The sequence below is a fragment of the Croceifilum oryzae genome (genome assembly GCF_030814315.1).
Classification (GTDB): Bacteria; Bacillota; Bacilli; order Thermoactinomycetales; family Thermoactinomycetaceae; genus Baia; species Baia oryzae.
On record NZ_JAUSUV010000001.1, the window covers coordinates 315228 to 334419 of the forward strand.

General features: G+C 42.1%; 23 protein-coding genes and 1 tRNA gene. 11 read left to right on the top strand and 13 right to left on the bottom strand.

The genetic code is table 11. The features are described from left to right. Positions 1 to 38 precede the first annotated feature (38 nt). From J2Z48_RS01520 to pckA, 3 genes are all read right to left on the bottom strand, one after another. Complete coding sequence (locus J2Z48_RS01520) at positions 39 to 809, bottom strand: DUF3050 domain-containing protein (RefSeq protein ID WP_307250309.1); 771 nt, start codon at positions 807 to 809, stop codon at positions 39 to 41. 38 nt (positions 810 to 847) lie between these two features. Further along, entirely contained in the window at positions 848 to 1474 is a 627-nt protein-coding gene (udk, locus tag J2Z48_RS01525) for a uridine kinase (protein WP_307250311.1), read from the bottom strand. Positions 1475 to 1617: 143 nt separating this feature from the next. Beyond that, positions 1618 to 3192: a phosphoenolpyruvate carboxykinase (ATP) gene (pckA, locus tag J2Z48_RS01530; protein WP_307250425.1), complete on the bottom strand. Its 1575-nt coding sequence runs from the start codon at positions 3190 to 3192 to the stop codon at positions 1618 to 1620. A 255-nt stretch (positions 3193 to 3447) separates the two neighbouring features. Here pckA and J2Z48_RS01535 point away from each other — a divergent pair, with 255 nt between their 5' ends. Both J2Z48_RS01535 and J2Z48_RS01540 read left to right on the top strand, forming a co-directional pair. Next, positions 3448 to 3843: a S1 RNA-binding domain-containing protein gene (locus J2Z48_RS01535; protein ID WP_072330995.1), complete on the top strand. Its 396-nt coding sequence runs from the start codon at positions 3448 to 3450 to the stop codon at positions 3841 to 3843. Positions 3844 to 3963: 120 nt separating this feature from the next. Further along, the gene (locus J2Z48_RS01540) at positions 3964 to 4773 is read left to right on the top strand and encodes an SDR family NAD(P)-dependent oxidoreductase (protein ID WP_307250313.1); all 810 of its coding nucleotides are present in this window, start codon (positions 3964 to 3966) and stop codon (positions 4771 to 4773) included. Between the two features lie 369 nt (positions 4774 to 5142). On the opposite strand, the gene J2Z48_RS01545 is transcribed toward J2Z48_RS01540, so the two are convergent. From J2Z48_RS01545 to mnmL, 3 genes are all read right to left on the bottom strand, one after another. After that, positions 5143 to 5574 (bottom strand): VOC family protein, encoded by a 432-nt coding sequence (locus J2Z48_RS01545; RefSeq protein ID WP_307250315.1) that lies wholly within the window; start codon positions 5572 to 5574, stop codon positions 5143 to 5145. A gap of 427 nt (positions 5575 to 6001) precedes the next feature. After that, positions 6002 to 6583, bottom strand: a complete 582-nt coding sequence (gene mnmM / locus J2Z48_RS01550; RefSeq protein WP_307250317.1) for a tRNA 5-(aminomethyl)-2-thiouridylate-methyltransferase MnmM — start codon at positions 6581 to 6583, stop codon at positions 6002 to 6004. Next, complete coding sequence (mnmL, locus tag J2Z48_RS01555; protein WP_307250319.1) at positions 6580 to 7554, bottom strand: tRNA modification radical SAM protein MnmL/YtqA; 975 nt, start codon at positions 7552 to 7554, stop codon at positions 6580 to 6582. Before mnmL ends, mnmM begins: the two co-directional genes overlap by 4 nt. A gap of 449 nt (positions 7555 to 8003) precedes the next feature. Here mnmL and pdhA point away from each other — a divergent pair, with 449 nt between their 5' ends. The 5 genes from pdhA (at position 8004) to J2Z48_RS01580 (ending at position 13182) form a co-directional block, all read left to right on the top strand. Further along, complete coding sequence (gene pdhA / locus J2Z48_RS01560) at positions 8004 to 9107, top strand: pyruvate dehydrogenase (acetyl-transferring) E1 component subunit alpha (protein WP_307250321.1); 1104 nt, start codon at positions 8004 to 8006, stop codon at positions 9105 to 9107. Between the two features lie 3 nt (positions 9108 to 9110). After that, positions 9111 to 10091: an alpha-ketoacid dehydrogenase subunit beta gene (locus J2Z48_RS01565; RefSeq protein ID WP_307250323.1), complete on the top strand. Its 981-nt coding sequence runs from the start codon at positions 9111 to 9113 to the stop codon at positions 10089 to 10091. An 84-nt stretch (positions 10092 to 10175) separates the two neighbouring features. After that, positions 10176 to 11516 (top strand): dihydrolipoamide acetyltransferase family protein, encoded by a 1341-nt coding sequence (locus J2Z48_RS01570; RefSeq protein ID WP_307250324.1) that lies wholly within the window; start codon positions 10176 to 10178, stop codon positions 11514 to 11516. 4 nt (positions 11517 to 11520) lie between these two features. Further along, positions 11521 to 12942: a dihydrolipoyl dehydrogenase gene (lpdA, locus tag J2Z48_RS01575; protein ID WP_307250327.1), complete on the top strand. Its 1422-nt coding sequence runs from the start codon at positions 11521 to 11523 to the stop codon at positions 12940 to 12942. Between the two features lie 39 nt (positions 12943 to 12981). Continuing rightward, entirely contained in the window at positions 12982 to 13182 is a 201-nt protein-coding gene (locus J2Z48_RS01580; protein ID WP_307250329.1) for an N-acetyltransferase, read from the top strand. Between the two features lie 81 nt (positions 13183 to 13263). On the opposite strand, the gene J2Z48_RS01585 is transcribed toward J2Z48_RS01580, so the two are convergent. From J2Z48_RS01585 to J2Z48_RS01595, 3 genes are all read right to left on the bottom strand, one after another. Continuing rightward, complete coding sequence (locus J2Z48_RS01585) at positions 13264 to 13536, bottom strand: DUF2651 family protein (protein WP_307250331.1); 273 nt, start codon at positions 13534 to 13536, stop codon at positions 13264 to 13266. A 208-nt stretch (positions 13537 to 13744) separates the two neighbouring features. Further along, positions 13745 to 14029, bottom strand: coding sequence for a YolD-like family protein (locus J2Z48_RS01590; RefSeq protein WP_307250333.1), 285 nt, complete (start codon positions 14027 to 14029; stop codon positions 13745 to 13747). A 119-nt stretch (positions 14030 to 14148) separates the two neighbouring features. Further along, positions 14149 to 14225, bottom strand: a tRNA-Pro gene (locus tag J2Z48_RS01595). A 204-nt stretch (positions 14226 to 14429) separates the two neighbouring features. On the opposite strand from J2Z48_RS01595, the gene J2Z48_RS01600 reads away from it, so the two are divergent. Beyond that, positions 14430 to 14840: an acyl-CoA thioesterase gene (locus J2Z48_RS01600; RefSeq protein WP_307250335.1), complete on the top strand. Its 411-nt coding sequence runs from the start codon at positions 14430 to 14432 to the stop codon at positions 14838 to 14840. 46 nt (positions 14841 to 14886) lie between these two features. Here J2Z48_RS01600 and J2Z48_RS01605 read toward each other — a convergent pair whose 3' ends face one another. Continuing rightward, the gene (locus tag J2Z48_RS01605) at positions 14887 to 15117 is read right to left on the bottom strand and encodes a DUF1128 family protein (protein WP_307250336.1); all 231 of its coding nucleotides are present in this window, start codon (positions 15115 to 15117) and stop codon (positions 14887 to 14889) included. Positions 15118 to 15185: 68 nt separating this feature from the next. On the opposite strand from J2Z48_RS01605, the gene J2Z48_RS01610 reads away from it, so the two are divergent. After that, positions 15186 to 15587, top strand: a complete 402-nt coding sequence (locus J2Z48_RS01610; protein WP_307250339.1) for a DUF309 domain-containing protein — start codon at positions 15186 to 15188, stop codon at positions 15585 to 15587. Here J2Z48_RS01610 and J2Z48_RS01615 read toward each other — a convergent pair. From J2Z48_RS01615 to J2Z48_RS01625, 3 genes are all read right to left on the bottom strand, one after another. Next, positions 15573 to 16154: a YdcF family protein gene (locus J2Z48_RS01615; protein WP_307250341.1), complete on the bottom strand. Its 582-nt coding sequence runs from the start codon at positions 16152 to 16154 to the stop codon at positions 15573 to 15575. The genes J2Z48_RS01610 and J2Z48_RS01615 overlap by 15 nt on opposite strands. A gap of 28 nt (positions 16155 to 16182) precedes the next feature. Further along, positions 16183 to 16494, bottom strand: coding sequence for an iron-sulfur cluster biosynthesis family protein (locus J2Z48_RS01620; RefSeq protein ID WP_307250343.1), 312 nt, complete (start codon positions 16492 to 16494; stop codon positions 16183 to 16185). Between the two features lie 161 nt (positions 16495 to 16655). Beyond that, a complete protein-coding gene (locus J2Z48_RS01625) occupies positions 16656 to 17777 on the bottom strand; it encodes an RNA-guided endonuclease InsQ/TnpB family protein (protein ID WP_307250345.1) in 1122 nt (373 codons plus the stop codon). Between the two features lie 229 nt (positions 17778 to 18006). Here J2Z48_RS01625 and tpx point away from each other — a divergent pair, with 229 nt between their 5' ends. Beyond that, positions 18007 to 18522 (top strand): thiol peroxidase, encoded by a 516-nt coding sequence (tpx, locus tag J2Z48_RS01630; RefSeq protein WP_307250346.1) that lies wholly within the window; start codon positions 18007 to 18009, stop codon positions 18520 to 18522. 147 nt (positions 18523 to 18669) lie between these two features. Then, on the top strand, positions 18670 to 19188 hold the full coding sequence (locus J2Z48_RS01635; protein ID WP_307250348.1) for a hypothetical protein: 519 nt from the start codon (positions 18670 to 18672) through the stop codon (positions 19186 to 19188). Positions 19189 to 19192 lie beyond the last annotated feature (4 nt).

The following is a 19192-nucleotide window of genomic DNA, read 5'->3' on the forward strand; positions in this document are numbered from 1 at the left end:
CACCTTTGATTCTGCAGAATCAAAGGTGTTTTCACGTATTATAATCCTTTTTCTTGAATCTCTGCTAATACACCATCCCAAAGTTGGCTCCGTAACTGTAGGGAGCGGAGAGCAACCTGCTCGGCTTGCTTCCATTTCTCTGGATCCGATTCACATAGAGAGTTTAAAAGTTTTTCTGCTAGAGGTCCATGTGTATCTCCATCTAGTTCGATATGACGATTGAGATAGTAACGAATACGCTCCGTAGACTGTTCATGATTATCCAGTTCGGAAAGGAGCTGTGTAAACATCTCAGGAATTAAATCTTCGCGTCCAAAGAAAAAGGCCGAGGTTACTTCATGGGACTCTGCTGAAAATGCCAAGTGTAAGCTGTATGTTACAAATTGAACAATCGTAGACGGAAGGGAACTATTTTGCAATGTATCTATCGGATCTTTCCCAGCTCCAAGATCTTGAAGATATGAGTCCATCCATGTCGTATCGGCGTGAACTTCTTTCATTGCCTCTACGTATAGTTCGAAATGACTAGCATATCCTCCTTGTCCATCCTCATCTGTCTCTTCTCCCAAAACGATTTCATTAATAAAGCGAGCATAATGTGCATTTGGACTGGGAACCCACGGCAATGTAGTGGTTGTGAGCGAGTTCTGCAATCGTTTGGCTAGACTCATAAAATCCCAGACCGCAAATACATGATGTTTCATAAAGATGCGGACTCTGTCTGGAGACGTCATCGCTTCATAGATGGGGTGTTTCAATAGTTGATCGCGTACCGTTTGGATAGATGTTGACTCGATTGCGGTGGACATATGGATATGCTCCTTCGAAGTTAGGTATGGGAATTAGTTCATGAATCCAATTCTTGTAGATACATACGAATTTGATTCATTAAAAGGTTAAGGGCTACTACATTTCTCCCGCCTTCAGGCAAGATAATGTCAGCATATCGTTTACTTGGTTCAACAAATTGCATATGCATCGGGCGAACCACCTGTAGATATTGCTGAATAACGGACTCTAACGTACGGCCTCGTTCTTTTGTATCACGCTCGATGCGACGTAAAATACGTACATCAGCATCGGTATCGACGAATACTTTAATATCAAGAAGGTCCCGTAGACCTTTATCCTCAAGAATCAGGATTCCCTCCACAATTATAACGTGTTTGGGCTCGACTTGTTTGTACGCGTTGGAACGGGTGGATGCAGTATAATCATAGATTGGCATCTGGACAGATTGATAATTCATCAATTGCTGTAAGTGTTCGACCAGTAGATTATTATCAAAAGCTAACGGATGATCGTAATTAATCTTGGTTCGCTCTTCCATGGTCAGGTGAGCTTGGTCTGCATAATAGGAGTCTTGCTCCATTAACAAGACCGAATCAGAGAATTCCTCTACGAGTTTTCGCGCAACTGTGGTCTTACCTGAACCAGTGCCTCCTGCGACACCAATTAATACCGGTCGATTCATAGCTGTGTCGATCCTTTCCATAGTAACGATCCATTTACCATTTATAAATAACTCTTTATTGAATTATCTCATCCGTACGATGGTAACATAAAAAACCTGACAAAGGTACTGTCAGGTTTTAGTTTATGGAATAAGAGCCATCTCTATTTATTGCGTGGTCCAGCAGATCGAATGCTATCTGAAACACCTGTAAACTTAGTAAAGTTTTGATGGAAACGACTTGCTAGATCTTTTGCTTTTTCAACATATTCTTCTGGATTTGCCCATGTTGTCAGTGGATTCAAGATATCACTTGGAACGTCTGGACATGTTGTTGGGATGGAGAGCCCGAATACTTCTTCGGTTATATATTCAACATCGGTTAGGGCACCGTTTATCGCTGCGGTTACCATTGCGCGTGTATACGTTAGATTCATTCGCTTCCCAACGCCGTAAGAGCCGCCAGACCAGCCTGTGTTAACAAGAAAAACTTGTGCATTATGTTTCTCGATCTTCTCGCCCAATAATTCTGCGTATACATGTGCAGGACGTGGTAAAAATGGTGCGCCAAAGCAGGTGGAGAAAGTAGCTTCAGGCTCTGTTACACCTCGCTCGGTACCAGCTAGTTTGCTTGTGTAACCTGATAAAAAGTGGTACATGGCTTGCTCTTTGCTTAACTTCGAAATAGGAGGTAGTACACCAAAAGCATCAGCAGTTAAAAATAAAATGACATTGGGATGACCTGATACACTTGGAATAACAGCCCCAGGAATCGAGTCGATTGGATAAGCGGCACGTGTGTTTTCAGTAAGAGTCGAATCATGATAATCAGGAGTTCTGCTTGAATCTAACGAAACATTTTCCAAGACGGAACCAAAACGGATCGCTTGCCAAATTTGTGGTTCTTTTTCCTGACTAAGCCCTATACACTTTGCATAACAGCCACCTTCAAAGTTGAAAACTCCCTGATTTGTCCAACCATGTTCATCATCTCCAATCAACCGGCGCTCTGGATCAGCAGACAAGGTTGTTTTTCCTGTGCCAGATAGTCCGAAAAATAAGGCAACATCCTGATCACTTCCTACGTTGGCTGAACAGTGCATCGGCATCACGCCTTGTTCGGGAAGGAGATAATTCATAACACTAAAGATGGATTTCTTCATTTCGCCAGCATATTGTGTGCCAGCAATGATGACTACTTTTTGTTCAAAACTAACTGTGATCAATGTTTTAGAGCGTACTCCATCTACTTCAGGATTAACGACAAAGTTAGGGGCGCAGATCACGGTAAATTCTGGTTTGTGAGTATGTAGCTCTTCATCTGTTGGACGAATGAATAATTGATGCACAAATAAGTTATGCCAAGCATATTCATTAATAATACGGATTGGGAGTTGATAAGTGGTATCCGCACCAGCAAAACCATCAAAAATAAAGAGCTCTTTCTCTTTCAAGTAATCTTGAACACGCTTGTAAATCTTATGGAATGCTTCTGGTTCTAGTGCTTGATTAACAGATCCCCAATCAATGGAACCGCTTACACACTCTTCGTCAACTATATACTTGTCTTTAGGAGAGCGCCCTGTAAATTCTCCAGTTGTCGCAACTAAGGCTCCATTGGAAGATAAAACGGCTTCCTTTCGGCTTAGTGCTTGTTCTACTAATTCTGCTACTGATAAATTTAGATGAAGTTTTCCACGAAGCTCATAATGATTTGATGTAATCGAACGAATCGTCATGCTCATTCCATCCACCTTTTTTATTTTTTGTCTATATTATATAAATGAATTTATATATATGTTATAACACTTTGGTAAAAAGTATAACATATATAGGGGTAGGATGGAACATTAATTTCCATTTCGCATTTATTGATACAATTTTATATTCGTAGAAAATTCGTAATCAACCTATTCCATGCGGCTGTAACGTTGACAAAGGTTTAAAATAATGATATGTTCGTACAGAATGAATTTCATTGCGGGAGTGTTACAATGAGTGAATTAAAAGAAGGGGCCATCGTATCTGGAGAAGTTATTTCGACAAAACCCTTTGGAGCCTTCATTAAACTAGAATCTGGGGAAACCGGACTTGTTCATATCTCTCAAGTTTCCAGCAAATATGTTGAGAAAGTTGAAGATGAACTTCAAGTGGGAGCAACTGTGAAAGTGAAAGTCCTTTCCATTGATCCCGCAGGTAAGATCTCTCTTTCCATCAAAGCCCTTCAAGAAGAGCAACGCCCTCCTCGCGAACGTCGTGGGGGAGGAGATCGCCGTGGTGGTGGTCGCGCGAAAAGCCCTGAGAACTTTGAAGACATGATGAAAAAGTGGATGAAGAGCAGTGAAGAGCGTCTTTCAGCACTTACTGCAAAGCAAAAGAAAAACAGATAGTTATCTCGCGATTGTTGGGATAACGCCAAAAACATCTCCTAGTTTCCTGGGAGATGTTTTTGTTTGGAATGCGTATAATATATGTAAGAGAAGAATGAGAGATGGATGAGGTGTAAGAAGTTGAGGGAAAAAAAGGGAGAAACCGTGTTAATTACCTATGCGACATCAGGAATTGGATACGAGCTTGGACGACTATTTGCTATGAACGGCTACGACCTTATTTTAGTGGATGCAGACTCATCTGACTTAAAGAAGACTTCATCGGAATGGATGAAGAAATATAAAGTGCATATTGAAACCTTTTCACAAAACTTATCCAATCCGGATGCGGCAGAGCACATTTATGAATGGACGATGGAGCGGCAAATTCCCATTCACTTCATGATTAATTATGCTGATTTTCAGTTGTCAGGGTCTTTTTTAGAGACAGAGCTCGCCCAAGAGCTGGAAATGATTCAAGTACATATCGCTACCTTTACCGCCATAACGAAGTTATTCATCAAACAAATGGCAGAGAGACGAAAAGGGCGTATTTTACAAGTTGCATCGACAGCTGCTTTCCAACCACGCCCGAAATTAGCTGTGTTTCATGCCACTAATGCATTTATCCTTGCTTTTGGCCAAGCGCTTGATAATGAGATGAAAGATTACGGAGTGAGAGTAAATACATTATGTGCGGGTCCTGAGCTATCTCAAGTCAAGTGGAGCGCACGAGAAGAAGTTCCGACTTGGCTGAGCGAAGTGCCAATGAGTGCGCAAAATATTGCTGAATTTGCTTTCCGTCGCTTTCTGGATGAGCAGGATAAGCCGTTGATTATTCCAGGGATGAAGAATCGTTTGTTAGCTCGTTCGGTGCAGTTTATGCCGAGGAAGATGGTAACAAAAGTAGTGAAGAAGATGGATGAGGGGAAGGGAGAGAGTGGGGATTGAAGGTTGGTGAAGGCTGTTGACAAGCTATTTAATTGGTAATCGAGGACTGGAGAATCTATTTGATACTTGCTCAAATATCGATCCTGCAGAGATGTAGAACTGTCCGCTCCGCAATCCTTTGCTAGGGCAGGTGCCAAACTCGCAAAGAGCGCGGGGACATGTTTCACCAAAAGCGCCCCACACTACGGATTGCTATGCTAAGTAAGATCGTTAACATCGCAAGTATCGAATAGACTCTCATTTTCCTCTATTCCAATTCTATCATTCATCAACTTGCTTAGTGGTATGAGAAGTAAGTAGACATGTATGTTTGCTCAAGTGATGACTTGAGTGTTTTAAGAGAGATCTAGTAAGCACGATTGGATGGCTCTAGCACTCTTCTTTTCCTTCTGTATATAGTTGGAAGGTGACTCCGAATTTATCTGTAACCATTCCGTAGGCAGGGCTGAAAAAAGTTTCTGCTAGCGGCATGATGACAGTTCCGCCTTCCTGTAAGGCATCAAAAAATTTCTGCGATTGGGCAACGTCTGCAGAAGAGATACAGATCTGAACTTGGTTTCCGCGTTCAGGGGAGTGACCTGGAAATGCGTCAGAGAACATTAACTCTGAATCGCCGACCTTAATCATGGCATGAGAGACAAGCTCTTTTGCCGCTTCGGGCATAGTAAACTCTGGGCTTTCCGGCATTTCACCAAAGGTTTGGATTCCGTATAGCTCGGCATCTAGGGCTTTTTGATAGAAATCAATCGCTTCTCTCGCATTTCCATCTAACATAATATAAGAGATTAACTTGGTTCCCATATGGTGGCCACCTATCCTTCACTGTTTTGTTTTCATTCACTTACTAACACTATTATATATTTATATAGAAAATTAAGAAAGATATTTATATTCTTTATTTATTCTCCGAACCGGGTACAAGTTAGATATTGGAGTATAGATAGGGCATGTATCTGTCCACAGCTCAAATAGTGAACCTGCGAAGATGTGAAACGCAAGTCCGATTCGTCCTTCTTCACTTCGGGCAAGTGGCAAAACTCACAAAGAACGCTCAGACATTGCTACAAAACACCTTAGCTTCGAATCACTACGCTAGGTAGGTTCACTAACATCACTATGGCAGATACCTACCCCTGTTCTACTCTAATTATTTGGAAATCATCCTAAATAGGTTCAATGCTGTTAAAAGGAGTGCGTCTTTGAAAAAGTTTCGTATGTTTACTATTATTCATTTAATCTTTTCAATCACAATCAAAGACGGGGCACTGGTTCGATTTAACATCTGTGTCCATGTAACTTGAAACTGCTTAGCTGGTAATTGGGAAGCAAAGCTGGTTACGTGGTCCACTTCGGCTTGTCCTTCCTCATGACCGACATAGAGGGCGATAGTGATAATGCCTCTAGGAGCGAGCCACTGACAAGCATGCCCCATGGCTTGAATCGTTGTTTCCGGACGGGTGATGATGGTTTCGTCGCTGTGAGGCAGGTAGCCTAGGTTAAACATGACCGCGTTTATTTTGCTTTTGTATTCATGTGGAATAAAGGCTTCCCAGTGTTCGTGACCCGCATGAAAGAGGACTACTCGTTCGAGAAGCCCTTCTTGCTGGAGACGTTGCGATGTGGTTTCGATGGCGAGGGACTGGATATCAAAACCAAAGACCTTGCCTTGCGTGCCAACTTCTTGAGCAAGGAAGAGTGTGTCATAACCATTTCCTAAAGTAGCATCTACGACGATAGGGTGATTCTGTTCTTGAATGGCTTGTTTGACATAGTACTTGGCACTTTGTAAGGTAGATAAGGTTTTGATCATGATTCGGCTAAACGAGGCTTAGCGTACTTTCCTTGCCACGTATTCCTACGTGCTAGTTCAGCATCGATCTCGTTTAGTACCTCCCATTTCTTCATGCTCCACATAGGTCCGATCAATTGATCCGGCGGTCCATCACCTGTAATACGATGTATAGAGACATCAGGCGGAAGGAGTTCGAGCGAATCCACGACGAGTTGTACGTAATCTTCCTTAGACATAAACTCGATTAACCCTTGTTCGTATTGCTTCATCATAGGAGTATTCCGTAGAAGGTGTAATAAATGAATCTTGATCCCTTGGACATCCATCTTTGCACAAGCTTCAACCGTCTGTAGCATCATTTCACGTGTTTCGCCGGGCAGTCCATGAATGATGTGCACACAGGTCCGAATACCGTGTTTACGCAGTTTTTCTACACCATCGAGGAAGCATTGGAAGTCATGAGCGCGATTGATTAGGTCCGCCGTTTCTTCGTGCATCGTTTGCAGTCCTAGCTCCACCCAAAAGTAGGTGCGTTGATTTAACTCTGCAAGATATTCGACAACGTCATCTGGCAGACAGTCCGGACGGGTAGCGATAGAGAGTCCAACTACTCCCTCTTGTTCGAGCACAGTCTCATACATCTCACGCAGTTCTTCCACTGGTGCATACGTATTGCTAAATGCCTGAAAGTAACCGATATACTTCGCATCAGGCCATTTATCATGCATCTTTTTCTTTACATCTTGAAATTGTTTTACGAGATCATCCCTGCGGTTTCCAGCAAAATCCCCTGATCCACGTGCGCTACAAAAAGTACAGCCCCCTGTAGTGATCTCTCCATCCCGATTCGGACAGGTGAATCCACCATCCAAAGCGACCTTAAAAATCTTCTGTCCATGTACTTGTCTTAAATGAGAGTTCCAAGTATGATAACGCTTTTCTCCCCACATCATAGGAGTAAGCTGATTATGTTTTATTGATTGAGTCATGATTTCTCTACCTCTTTTCTTCGAGTTTATTATACATGATCTCTGTAGTGATGTTGAATAGCTCTAGTGAAGCAGGATTGCTATACAAAAATCGTATAAAAACTGTTTGCAAGGAAAGATTATCCACTGATAAGGCTTATTGAGCTGTGGTCAGATACATGTCCTGGTCTATATAGGATCCAATATATGGTTTCTACACGTCTCTCCCCAACATATAAATCCTATTTCTATCCTACACAGCTTATGAGAAACCTACTTCCTGCAAAAGATAACCACAAGTGGATTCATTGACAATCCCATTACTTGGTGTATTATTGGTTTATAAATAATTGTAGTACATAAAAAAGTGTACTGAATACCGACTCATTATAGGTAATTTAACAGCTGTTATACTACAGAATAACCATTTTACTATAACAGTGCTACAAAGAAACTATGAGGTGATACAAATGGCAAAAACCACGAAAAGTGGAGGCGGTCTTGCAGGAGCTGAATTGCAAATTCAAGAAATGCAAGCGTTTCAAGTGCTCTCTCCAGATGGAAAGGTAAACGAAGCGAATCTTCCTGAATTAAGCGATGATCAACTACGCGAACTAATGCGCCGTATGGTATATACACGTGTGTGGGACCAACGTGCAGTTGGCTTGGCACGTCAAGGGCGTTTAGGTTTCTATGCTCCAGTATCTGGTCAAGAAGCTTCCATGATCGGAAGTCAGTTTGCATTGGAAAAAGAAGACTTTATCCTTCCTGGATACCGTGATATTCCACAGCTTCATTTCCATGGTTATCCGATGTATCAAGGGTTCCTTTGGTCACGCGGTCACCAACATGGTGGACAGATTCCGGAAGATGTAAACGTTTTAATGCCACAAATTATCATTGGTGCACAGTATGTCCAAACTTCGGGTGTTGCAATGGCATTTAAGCGTCGCGGCGAGAAGCGTATTGCAATCACGTATACCGGTGATGGCGGAAGTTCGCAAGGGGACTTCTATGAAGCAATGAACTTTGCTGGTGTATTCAAGCTTCCAGCGGTATTTATTGTTCAAAATAACCGTTATGCGATCTCCACTCCTGTATCCAAACAAACCGTTGCAAAAACGATTGCCCAAAAAGGCTTAGCAGCTGGTATTCGTAGCGTTCAAGTGGATGGAATGGACGTTCTTGCAGTCTATGCAGCAGTGAAAGATGCGAGAGAACGTGCTCTAAATGGCGAGCCTACTTTGATCGAGACTCTTTGTTACCGTCTTGGACCTCACTCCATGTCAGGGGATGATCCAACTCGTTATCGGATCAAAGATGAATCGCCTGCTTATGAAGAAAATGAACCACTCATTCGCTTCCGTAAGTATCTAGAAAGCAAAAACCTTTGGACTGAAGAAGACGAAAATAAAGTAATCGAAGAAACGAAAGCAGCAGTAGCAGAGGCAATTAAGAAAGCAGATCAATACGAGAAGATGTCGATTCCAAACTTGATTGATACGGTATACGAAACAACGCCAGCTCACCTAGAACAACAGAAACAAGAGTACTTGGCGAAGGAGGGGAAATAATCCATGGCAACAATGACGATGGTAAAAGCGATCAACGATGCAATGCGAATCGCGCTACAAAATGATCCAAACGTGATGATCTTTGGGGAAGACGTAGGGAAAAACGGTGGTGTATTCCGTGCGACAGACGGACTCCAAGCGAAATTTGGAGTAGATCGTGTAATGGATACTCCTCTTGCTGAGTCTGGAATTGGCGGTTTGGCAGTAGGATTGGGCTTGCAAGGCTTTCGTCCGATTGCAGAAATGCAATTTATCGGCTTTATCTTTGAAGCACTTGATTCCATTATGGTTCAAGCACCTCGTATGCGTTTCCGTTCTGGTGGACAGTATAGCAGTCCGATCACCTTCCGCGCCCCATTTGGCGGTGGTGTGAAATCTCCTGAGCTTCATAGTGATAGCTTAGAAGGTCTCTTGATCCAGACACCTGGTATCAAAGTGGTATGCCCTTCAAACCCATACGATGCAAAAGGATTACTACTATCCTCGATCAAAGATAATGATCCTGTATTTTTCCTTGAGCACTTGAAACTATATTTCTCTCTAAAAGGCGAAGTGCCAGAAGATGAATACACGGTGCCAATTGGCAAGGCAAATGTCGTACGTGAAGGTACTGACGTAACGATTTTCACATACGGTGCGATGGTTCATACGTCTATGAAAGCGGCTGAAATAGCTGAAAAAGACCTAAATAAAAAAGTAGAAGTAGTTGATCTACGTACACTTAGCCCTCTTGATGTGGAAACGATCGTTTCTTCTGTTGAGAAAACACATCGTGCGATTGTGGTGCAAGAAGCACAACGTACAGCTGGTGTGGCTCCTGAATTAATTTCGGTGATTAATGAAAATGCGCTCCTTTCACTTGATGCACCAGTGAAGCGAGTGACTGGCTTTGATACTCCACTAGGTCATCCACTGATTGAAGATGAGTGGATCCCGAATACTAAACGCATTGTGAATGCAATCGAAGAAGTTTGCAATTTCTAATTAGACTGATGGAACCCATCCTGTGAGTGAAACACTTGCTGGATGGTTCATTTTCGTAGGAATCGTTAAGGAGGAAACAAGTCCATGGCATTATATCAATTTCAGTTGCCAGACGTAGGGGAAGGAATTCACGAGGGGGAAATCGTTAAATTATTTGTAAAACCTGGTGATAAAATCGAGGAGTTCGAGCCGTTTGCAGAGATCCAAACGGATAAAGCGGTTGTTGAAATCCCTTCTCCTGTAACAGGTGTTGTGAAAGAGTTAAAAGTAGAAGAAGGTCAAATTGCGATCGTTCATTCTGTTATTGCAGTAATCGATGCGGAAGGCGAAGTTCCAGCATCAGAGGGAGCAGAAGAAGCACCTCAAGCAGAAGAGAAGCCAGCAGAAGAAGTGGCAGAAGATGCACCGGTAGTACAACCATCTACTCCTGTAGAAGCTCAAGAGGAAGCTGTTTCTCATATAAATGTAAAAGCAATGCCTTCTGTACGTAAGATGGCTAGAGATATGGGTGTAGATTTAACCCGTGTTAAAGGTACGGGTAAAAATGGTCGCGTATTAGCTGAGGATGTAAAAGCATTTACTACTGGCACGACAACCGAAGAAATTGTATTGCCAACAGAAGCAACACCAGCAGCGCCAGCTATAGAATCCGTAGAAGCTACTACACCAGTAACACCATCTACTCCGGCTACCACAGCACCTAAAGCACCATTGGAGAGCCATGGTATGGAAGAACGTATGCCATTACGTGGTATTCGTCGTACGATTGCTAAGAGAATGGTAGAATCAAAGCATACAGCACCACACGTTACCATTATGGACGAAATCGATGTAACGGAATTGATCGAGCTTCGTAAATGGGCAAAAGATGAAGCAGCGAAGGCAAATGTAAAACTTACCTATTTACCATTTATTATGAAAGCTGTTGTATCTGCATTGAAAGAATTCCCAATGTTGAACGCTTCGATCGACGATGCGGCAGAAGAAATCGTTGTGAAAAAGTACTATCACATTGGAATGGCGGCAGCTACAGATAATGGCTTGATGGTTCCGGTTCTTCGCGATGCCGATCGTAAGTCGATCTTCCAACTCGCACAAGAAGTAACGGATAAAGCAGGTCGTGCTCGTGAGATGAAATTGGCGGCGGATGAGCTAAAAGGTTCCACATTTAGCATTTCTAGCTTAGGTAATCTAGGGGGACAAAACTTTACGCCAATCATCAATCATCCTGAAGTAGCCATCTTGGGTGTAGGTTCTATTGAGCAGAAGCCAGTAGTTGTAGATGGAGAGATTGTGATTCGTTCGATGATGCATGTCTCTGTTAGCTTTGACCATCGCCTCATCGACGGAGATCTAGCAGCTCGTTTCATCAGCAAACTGAAGAAGTTGCTTAGCAGTCCAAAACTTTTAATGATGGAGATGTGATCACATGGTAGTAGGAGATCTAGCACAAGAAGTTGATGTTGTCGTAGTTGGTGCTGGCCCTGGTGGTTATGTAGCTGCCATTCGTGCCGCACAACTCGGCAAAAGTGTTGTTATCGTGGACAAAGACGAAGTAGGGGGCGTATGCCTCAATCGCGGATGTATTCCTTCTAAAGCGATCATTAGCGCATCCGAGCGTTTGATGCACATTCGTGAAGCAAGCCATGTTGGGATTGAAGTTTCAGGCGATATAACAGTAAACATGCCGAAGCTGATTGAATGGAAAAACGGAGTAGTGAAAAAGCTGACTGGCGGCGTGAGTCAGCTTCTCAAAGGAAATAAAATCGAAGTAGCCAAAGGTGAAGTCTATTTTACAGGTCCTAACTCACTACGTGTCATGACAGATGATTCAAGTCAATCCTTTAAATACAACGATGTCATCATCGCAACAGGCTCACGTCCAGCTGAGTTGAAAATTCTTCCTTTTGATGGCAAACGTATCTTGTCTAGTACAGAGGCGTTAAATCTGCAAGAAGTACCGAAGCGGTTCATTGTAGTCGGTGGAGGCTATATTGGACTAGAACTAGGAACTGCCTATGCAAAACTAGGTGCAGAGGTAACGATTCTCGAAGGTACGAAATCCCTGCTTCCTGGTACAGAGGCAACTCTTACGAAAATGGTTACCCGTAAGCTGAAAAAGCTAGGTGTAACGATCGTTACGGAAGCTATGGTACAAGGTGGCGAAGTGAACGGAGAGGAAGTAACCGTTCGTGCTACTGTTAAAGGCGAAGAGAAATCGTTTGTGGCAGATTACGCCTTGGTATCAGTGGGTAGAAAGCCAAACACCGAAGAAATCGGTTTGGATAATGTCGGCGTTGAATTAGATGAGCGTGGCTTTATTAAAATCGATAAACAATGTAAGACAAACGTGTCTGGCGTATATGCAATCGGAGACTGCGCAGGTGGAGCACTTCTCGCTCATAAAGCAAGCTATGAAGGTAAGATTGCCGCTGAAGTTCTAGCAGGGATGAACAGTGTAATCGATTATCAAGCAATGCCATTTGTTATCTTTAGTGATCCAGAGATTGCTTACACAGGTCTCACTGAAGAACAAGCAAAAGCAGAAGGATACGAAGTCGTAACAAGTCGTTTTGCCTTTGCAGCTAACGGTCGTGCGCTTTCGATGGAAAATGCGGATGGATTTGTCCAAGTGGTGGCTGAGAAAGAAACAAAGCAACTGCTTGGTGTTCAAATCGTCGGACCAGAAGCATCTTCCTTGATTTCCGAGGCTGTATTTGCGATTGAAATGGGAGCTAATGCAGAGGATATCGCACTTACCATCCATGCACATCCAACGCTTCCAGAAACCTTCATGGAGGCGGCTGAGGGGATCCTTGGGCATGCAATCCATATGGTGAATAAAAAATAATAAGGTTATATATTTGGCTAGGACAAAGAGGGTGGATCTATGAAAATAGGTTCATCCTCTTTTTCTGTAGGCAAGAAATTAGAGCATGGGAATTGGGGGATAACTCAATTTCTGGATGTAGCCTGTGAAAATAAGCGTGCACTTGAGTTGTATCAGGATTGTGGATTCGTAGTAACAGGTAGCAATGATTACTTTGAAAAGCAACTTGAGAGCTCTAAAAATGAAAGTTCCTTAGTCTAATGAATTATCTTGAGCTCCGGATGTAGGGCTTTATCAACGCGTTAGAGGTTGAATCTATTTTGTAGATTCAACCTCTTTTTATTAATCTCTATATCGGTTTACAAATACTAAGAGTCCGTGTAAGGACAAATTGATCACGGTTGTAATCAACATATAGATGAATATCCAAAACCCAAAGCCATCACTGAAGTTGAATAAATACAGGAGAGCAAAAAAGATACCTGTGAATGCAGGACCAAGCCACCATTTATGAAATAACACGCGGCTTAACATTCCCCATATGACAGCAAGCGTGGGGAAGATGACTGTGATGAGAATCGTTTGGTCTGTATACATTTGCCAAAGCTCTTCCATAATCGATCCCCTTTCAATAGAGAACCACAATATAATTATAACAAATTTATGTATTTTCTGATATATTATTCTCCAAATTGTATTTGCATAGAGGGTTAGGATGGTTAATTCATTATGGATCCGGGCATATCTGACCACAGCTTCATAAACCTATGGTGAGACAAGTGAAAACCTCCCCGCTATGGAGGAGGTTTCGATTTGATTTCTCTTACACTAACTCCAGCGTAACCATAGTCGTTAAGTCGATCTTTCTCTTTATACTGCCATTGAATAGATGGATGGTACGCTCGTCGGGCTCGATGCGATCGACAAAGCCGCAAAACTGTCGATGACCAAAAGGTGTGCGGTAAACAAGGAGAATAGGACTGTAGTTTTCATATGCTTTTTGAATTCGATCAATTAATTCGATGGTGTGTTCTAAGCTAAACATGGATGGTGTGTGGTGATGTTGAAAAGTATGTTGTACAGGATCAGAGTCTTTATGTATATTCATTTTATCACGCTCCAGAACAAGTGTTCTTATATATATTAATCATACCCGAATATTTGTTCGTGTCAAGAAGATAGGAGAAAAAAATAAAAAAACCCTCTCTAAATTAGAGAAGGTTCGATTGGTCGGGATGACACGATTCGAACGTGCGACCCCCTGGTCCCAAACCAGGTGCTCTACCAAGCTGAGCCACATCCCGATATTTGTATGTACTATTTCGGAACAACATATAGAATCTTACCATCGTTACATCATCTAGTCAACACTTAATATAAAAAAATTGCTCATTTAGGTTAGATCAGTTATGATAAAGTGGAATAAATTTGAGAATAGAATCTTTTGTTTATGAATTGTATAGCTTCTTTTCCAATCAGGATACATTTTAAGGAAGGGGCTTTTGACTGTGAAAACACACATTGAGATCGAAGTGCGTCCTACTGAAATTGATGTCATGGGCCATGTAAATAATGCAAAATATCTGGAGTACATGGAGTGGAGTCGAGAAGACTGGTACAACAAAGTGGGATTGCCTTTTGATGTATTTATAGAGATGAACGTGGGAACGGTGTCTGTAAATATTAACATCAATTATCGCAAAGAGGCAAAGCTAGGACAACATCTTTCGATATCCACAGAACCGCTTCGGAAGGGAAAGACCAGCTTTGTACTGAAACATGAAATTTACAACCAAGAAGGGGAACTCGTTGCAGACGCACAGGTTGTTTCTGTTACCATCGACTTAGGTACAAGAAAAAGCGTACCACTTCCTGATGCGCTACAAATGCACTTCCCTGAGTGTTGCCAAGCTACATAAGATTAAAAAACGATGAGGCTCTTAAGAAGCATCATCGTTTTTTGATTTAATTATTTTTCTTCATATCCCGAAGCTCTTCTAAGATCCCTTCGATTTCCATCATCGTAAGCTGACCTTGTTTCTTTTGAATCAATTGATAGATTTCAAGGAGGTCTTGGAAATGAGAGAGTCGAAAGTCTTGTGGAGAGATAAGGGCTGCATTTACCAGTTTTAAGCTGGATTTGATTTCATCTACAACCCAAATGAGGTTTTCTTCAGATGCTATATGTCGATCCATAGGGAGAATACTTCCTTTCTAATTTAACTATTTCCCACCATTGTAACATGAGTAGAGGAGCTTGTCAGATGAACCATGAGCCTTGTTTATATCCTGATCTCTATGTTCGTTTTTTGTATGAATTTCATGAGACGAGAGACTACTTCGAGTGTCATGAATTACTAGAGGATTTGTGGATGGAAGAAGCGCGGGAACCGTTTTATCAGGGACTACTTCAAATTGCAGTTGGGCTTTTTCATCATCGAAATGAAAACATAGGTGGCGCTCGTAAAATGTTTGATTTGGCGTTGCAAAAATTGGCTTACTACCCGAATCATTGGATGGGAATTGATGTCCAGCAAGCTCGGCAAGATGTGTCTGTGTCAAAAGACAAAATCGAGCAAGACTCATCCGTTCCGTTTGAACCGATTGAGATCGTCATATTGGATGAAGTCTTAAGAGAACTCGTTCATCAGTTAAAATCCAAGTGATTGCTTGATTAAAGCTAAGCTTTCTCTTGTTTTATGATAGGGCAAAAATAAAACTTCGGAGTGAACAGGGGCGACGAGCGAATCGTTTAATCCGGTTTGTTTAGCGTATTGCAAAGCTCGGGTCATATGGTAGTCATGAGTGATGATTACAATGTTATCGATCTGGGTACTTGCTAGTAACTTTTTTGTGTTTTCTAGATTTTGCCGGGTGTTTGAGGACTGATCTTCTAACAAGATCCGTTCCTTAGGAATCTTTTTTTGTACTAGATAATCTTTCATGGCAAGGGCTTCCGTTACTCCTTCTTTTTCCAAACCACCCGAAACAATAACATAATCTACTTTTTGATCTTGGTATAGTTTCACTGCTACCTCTAGACGCTCGACTAGGGCAGGGCTTGGCTTCCCATCCCATAATGCGGCTCCTAGCACAACTCCAGCATCTGCGTGCGATGATGGAGTAGGAGTATCATCGTATTGGGACGCTTTTAGATAGAAATAGCCTATGATGCAAAAGAGAAGTAGGCCAAAGAAGAGGGAGAGTGTAAGGATCCATTTGATAGTATTCATGATCTTCCTCCTAAGCGATGGCCAAATGTTAGCTGAGTTGACATTGGGATTGAGACGGTGGATTAGGATGAGCGAGAATAAACTTGCCATTGTCGCGGTTTAAATCGATGATGAGCCCATCCATCCAAGCACGTTCGGAAGGAATCCAAGCAAAGGGGACATCCTTGATTTTTATCGACTCAAAGTGAGGTAATACTTCTATTAAATCGATAGCGAAGGACGCAGTGCCACAACCTGATGTGTGCGCCATCACACGAAATGCTAGTGGTTGGTCTGCATGTTCTTGATATAGAATATAAAGTAATTTTGCCGCGGCTAAGTCGGATATTTGTATTTTCATGTTGTAGACCTCCTGTCGAACATTCTTGATGAAATAATAGCAGAAAGTCAACTACTCACCATTGAAATGTGAGCTTGCAGGTATCCGGTCATGCGAACGTCTTACGACTCTGACCTTAATTTGATCCTACATCAGGGCATGTTGACACTACCCGCACTCAATCAGGCATGCTGACTAAGTTCCTGCACAAGGTACTCGATTCCCTTACGGTGCAGATTCATTGCTCCAATGCGATCATCATTAGAGGTATATTGACAGGTTTGACATTCAAATATGTGCTTTTTCTTATTACGATTTGCCTTCTCCGTATGTCCGCACTTAGGACACGTTTGAGAAGTATAGGCTGGGTCAACTGCTATTATAGTAGACTGATTCATTTTCGCCTTATACTCGATCATCTGGCGAAGTTGATAGAATGCCCAACTCACCGTATACCAGCGATCTTGTTTCCGTACTTTCTCTGTAGTTGCACGAACCCCTTCTAGGTTCTCTAAGACGATTAAGCTGTTTTCACCAGCTTGCCCTACGAGTGCCTTTGATAGCGCATGGTTCACATGCGTCATCCAACGGTTTTCTCGATCACCGATCTTTTTTAATCGTCTACGAGCAGATTTGGTACCCCTTTGTTGGAGAGATTTACGAACCCGTTTGTATTGACCACGCTTATCCTTGATGGAACGACCTTTGAAGAATTGGGTCTTGTCTTTTGAATCGAAAGTAGTCGCTAAAAAATTTAAGCCGAAGTCGACTCCTACTACATTACGAATGCTCTGTAGGTCAGAGTCGGAAACCTCTTTGGTCATGGGGATATGTAGAAAAAATTTTCCTTTTTTGTAAACTAGCTTAGCTGTGCCAAACGACCAACTACCATCAAAAAAATGCTCCATTCCCTTTGTTTCAAACGGAACTTTTAAACGACCTTCCAAGGTGTTGATGGAGAATCGTCCATTTACTAATGAGTAATCTCGATTCCATACGAGATCATAGACAGGGCGTTTATATCTGACAAGAGACCAATCATGTCTATTCTCTTTTGCTGACTTGTAACTAGCAATAACGGTTTTCATAACCGATTGAGCCATTTGAGAGCGTAATCCATAGGTGGATCGGAGTTCTTCATAAGTCAGATTATGTAATTTGGCTTGAGTGAGATTGTGAGTTTCATGCACAATGTCTGATACGTAATTACAACCGTTTTGGTATGCCTGAAATGTTTGTATAAACAATGGTTGTTGATCTTCTAGCACGAGAATTTTCAGTTTGGCTGTAATCGTTATTTTCATTTTGTTCACCTCATTTCACTAAATATATTGTATATAAATATTTAGTGAGATGATAGAAGGTTTTCATTTGTTTGCAAGGACGTAGTAAAGAGTGTGGTTCTAAACATCCCCAACGAGAGGAATGTGGGCACGTTTCATGAAAGTAAGTGGAAATCCTATGATTTCTACGATGATGGGAATATGGTAAGATTAGTTTTGTAATGTAACCCTGTTAAGGAGGAGAATACATATGGCACAAGAACGTCATGGAGCAATTACATTTAAAGGGGGTCCTGTGACCCTAGTAGGACCTGAGGTGAAAGTGGGCGAGCAAGCACCTGATTTCACCGTGCTTGCGAATGATTTATCTCCAGTAACTCTCGCTAGTTCAGCTGGACAAGTTCGTCTGATCAGCGTGGTTCCTTCTGTAGACACAGGAGTATGCGATGCACAAACTCGTCGTTTCAATGAAGCAGCGGCTAAATTGGATAACGCTGTTGTATTAACCGTGAGCATGGATCTTCCATTTGCTCAGAAGCGCTGGTGTGCGGCGGCTGGTATTGATCAAGTGCAAACAGTGTCTGATCATCGTGATGCTTCCTTTGGTACTGCCTATGGCATGCTAATCAAGGAACTTCGCCTATTAGCACGTGGGGTATTTGTTGTTGATCGTAATGATAAAGTGACTTATGTGGAGTATGTTTCCGAAGCTACGGATCATCCAAACTACGAAGCAGCTATCGAAGCGGCTAAAAAAGCTCTATAAGTGTAGGAAATATTTATAGAGAGAAGGCTCAGTGTCTATTAGTAGATGCTGGGCTTTTTTATTTGATGACAAAATAATAGGAATAATATCTTTCTTTATGTCTACTTACCTGATATATTGTCTGTATATGGAAAAAGAGGTGAGTTCATGGAAGAGCAATTAAAAGAACTTACGATGATGGTGAGAGCCATCTACGATCAACAATTAATCATGAATGCCAAGATAGATGGATTAGATAAGCGAGTTGGGAATATAGAAGATCGCTTGGACCGGATTGAAAACAGGATGGACGGTCTGGAGCAACGAATGGACAAGCTTGAAAGCAGGATGGACGGTCTAGAGCAACGAATGGACAAGCTGGAAAACAAGATGGATGGCTTAGAACAACGAATGGACGGTCTTGAAAACAGGATGGATAATCTTGAAGGTAAAGTGGACAGCCTAGAACAGCGAATGGATCATTTTGATCAGACAGTAGACAGTTTAAAACAAGGCACGAACAACGTTGAAGTGAAGCTAGATCGAGTGGCAGGCTTATTTGACCAAAAAGTGACCCGTATCGAGCAGGAAGGAACTGATACGCAGGAACGACTCAAGTACATTCGAACCATTCTCATTCGCCATGATGAAGAGATTCTGGCACTTGGTTTAAAACGGACTGTATGAGTAT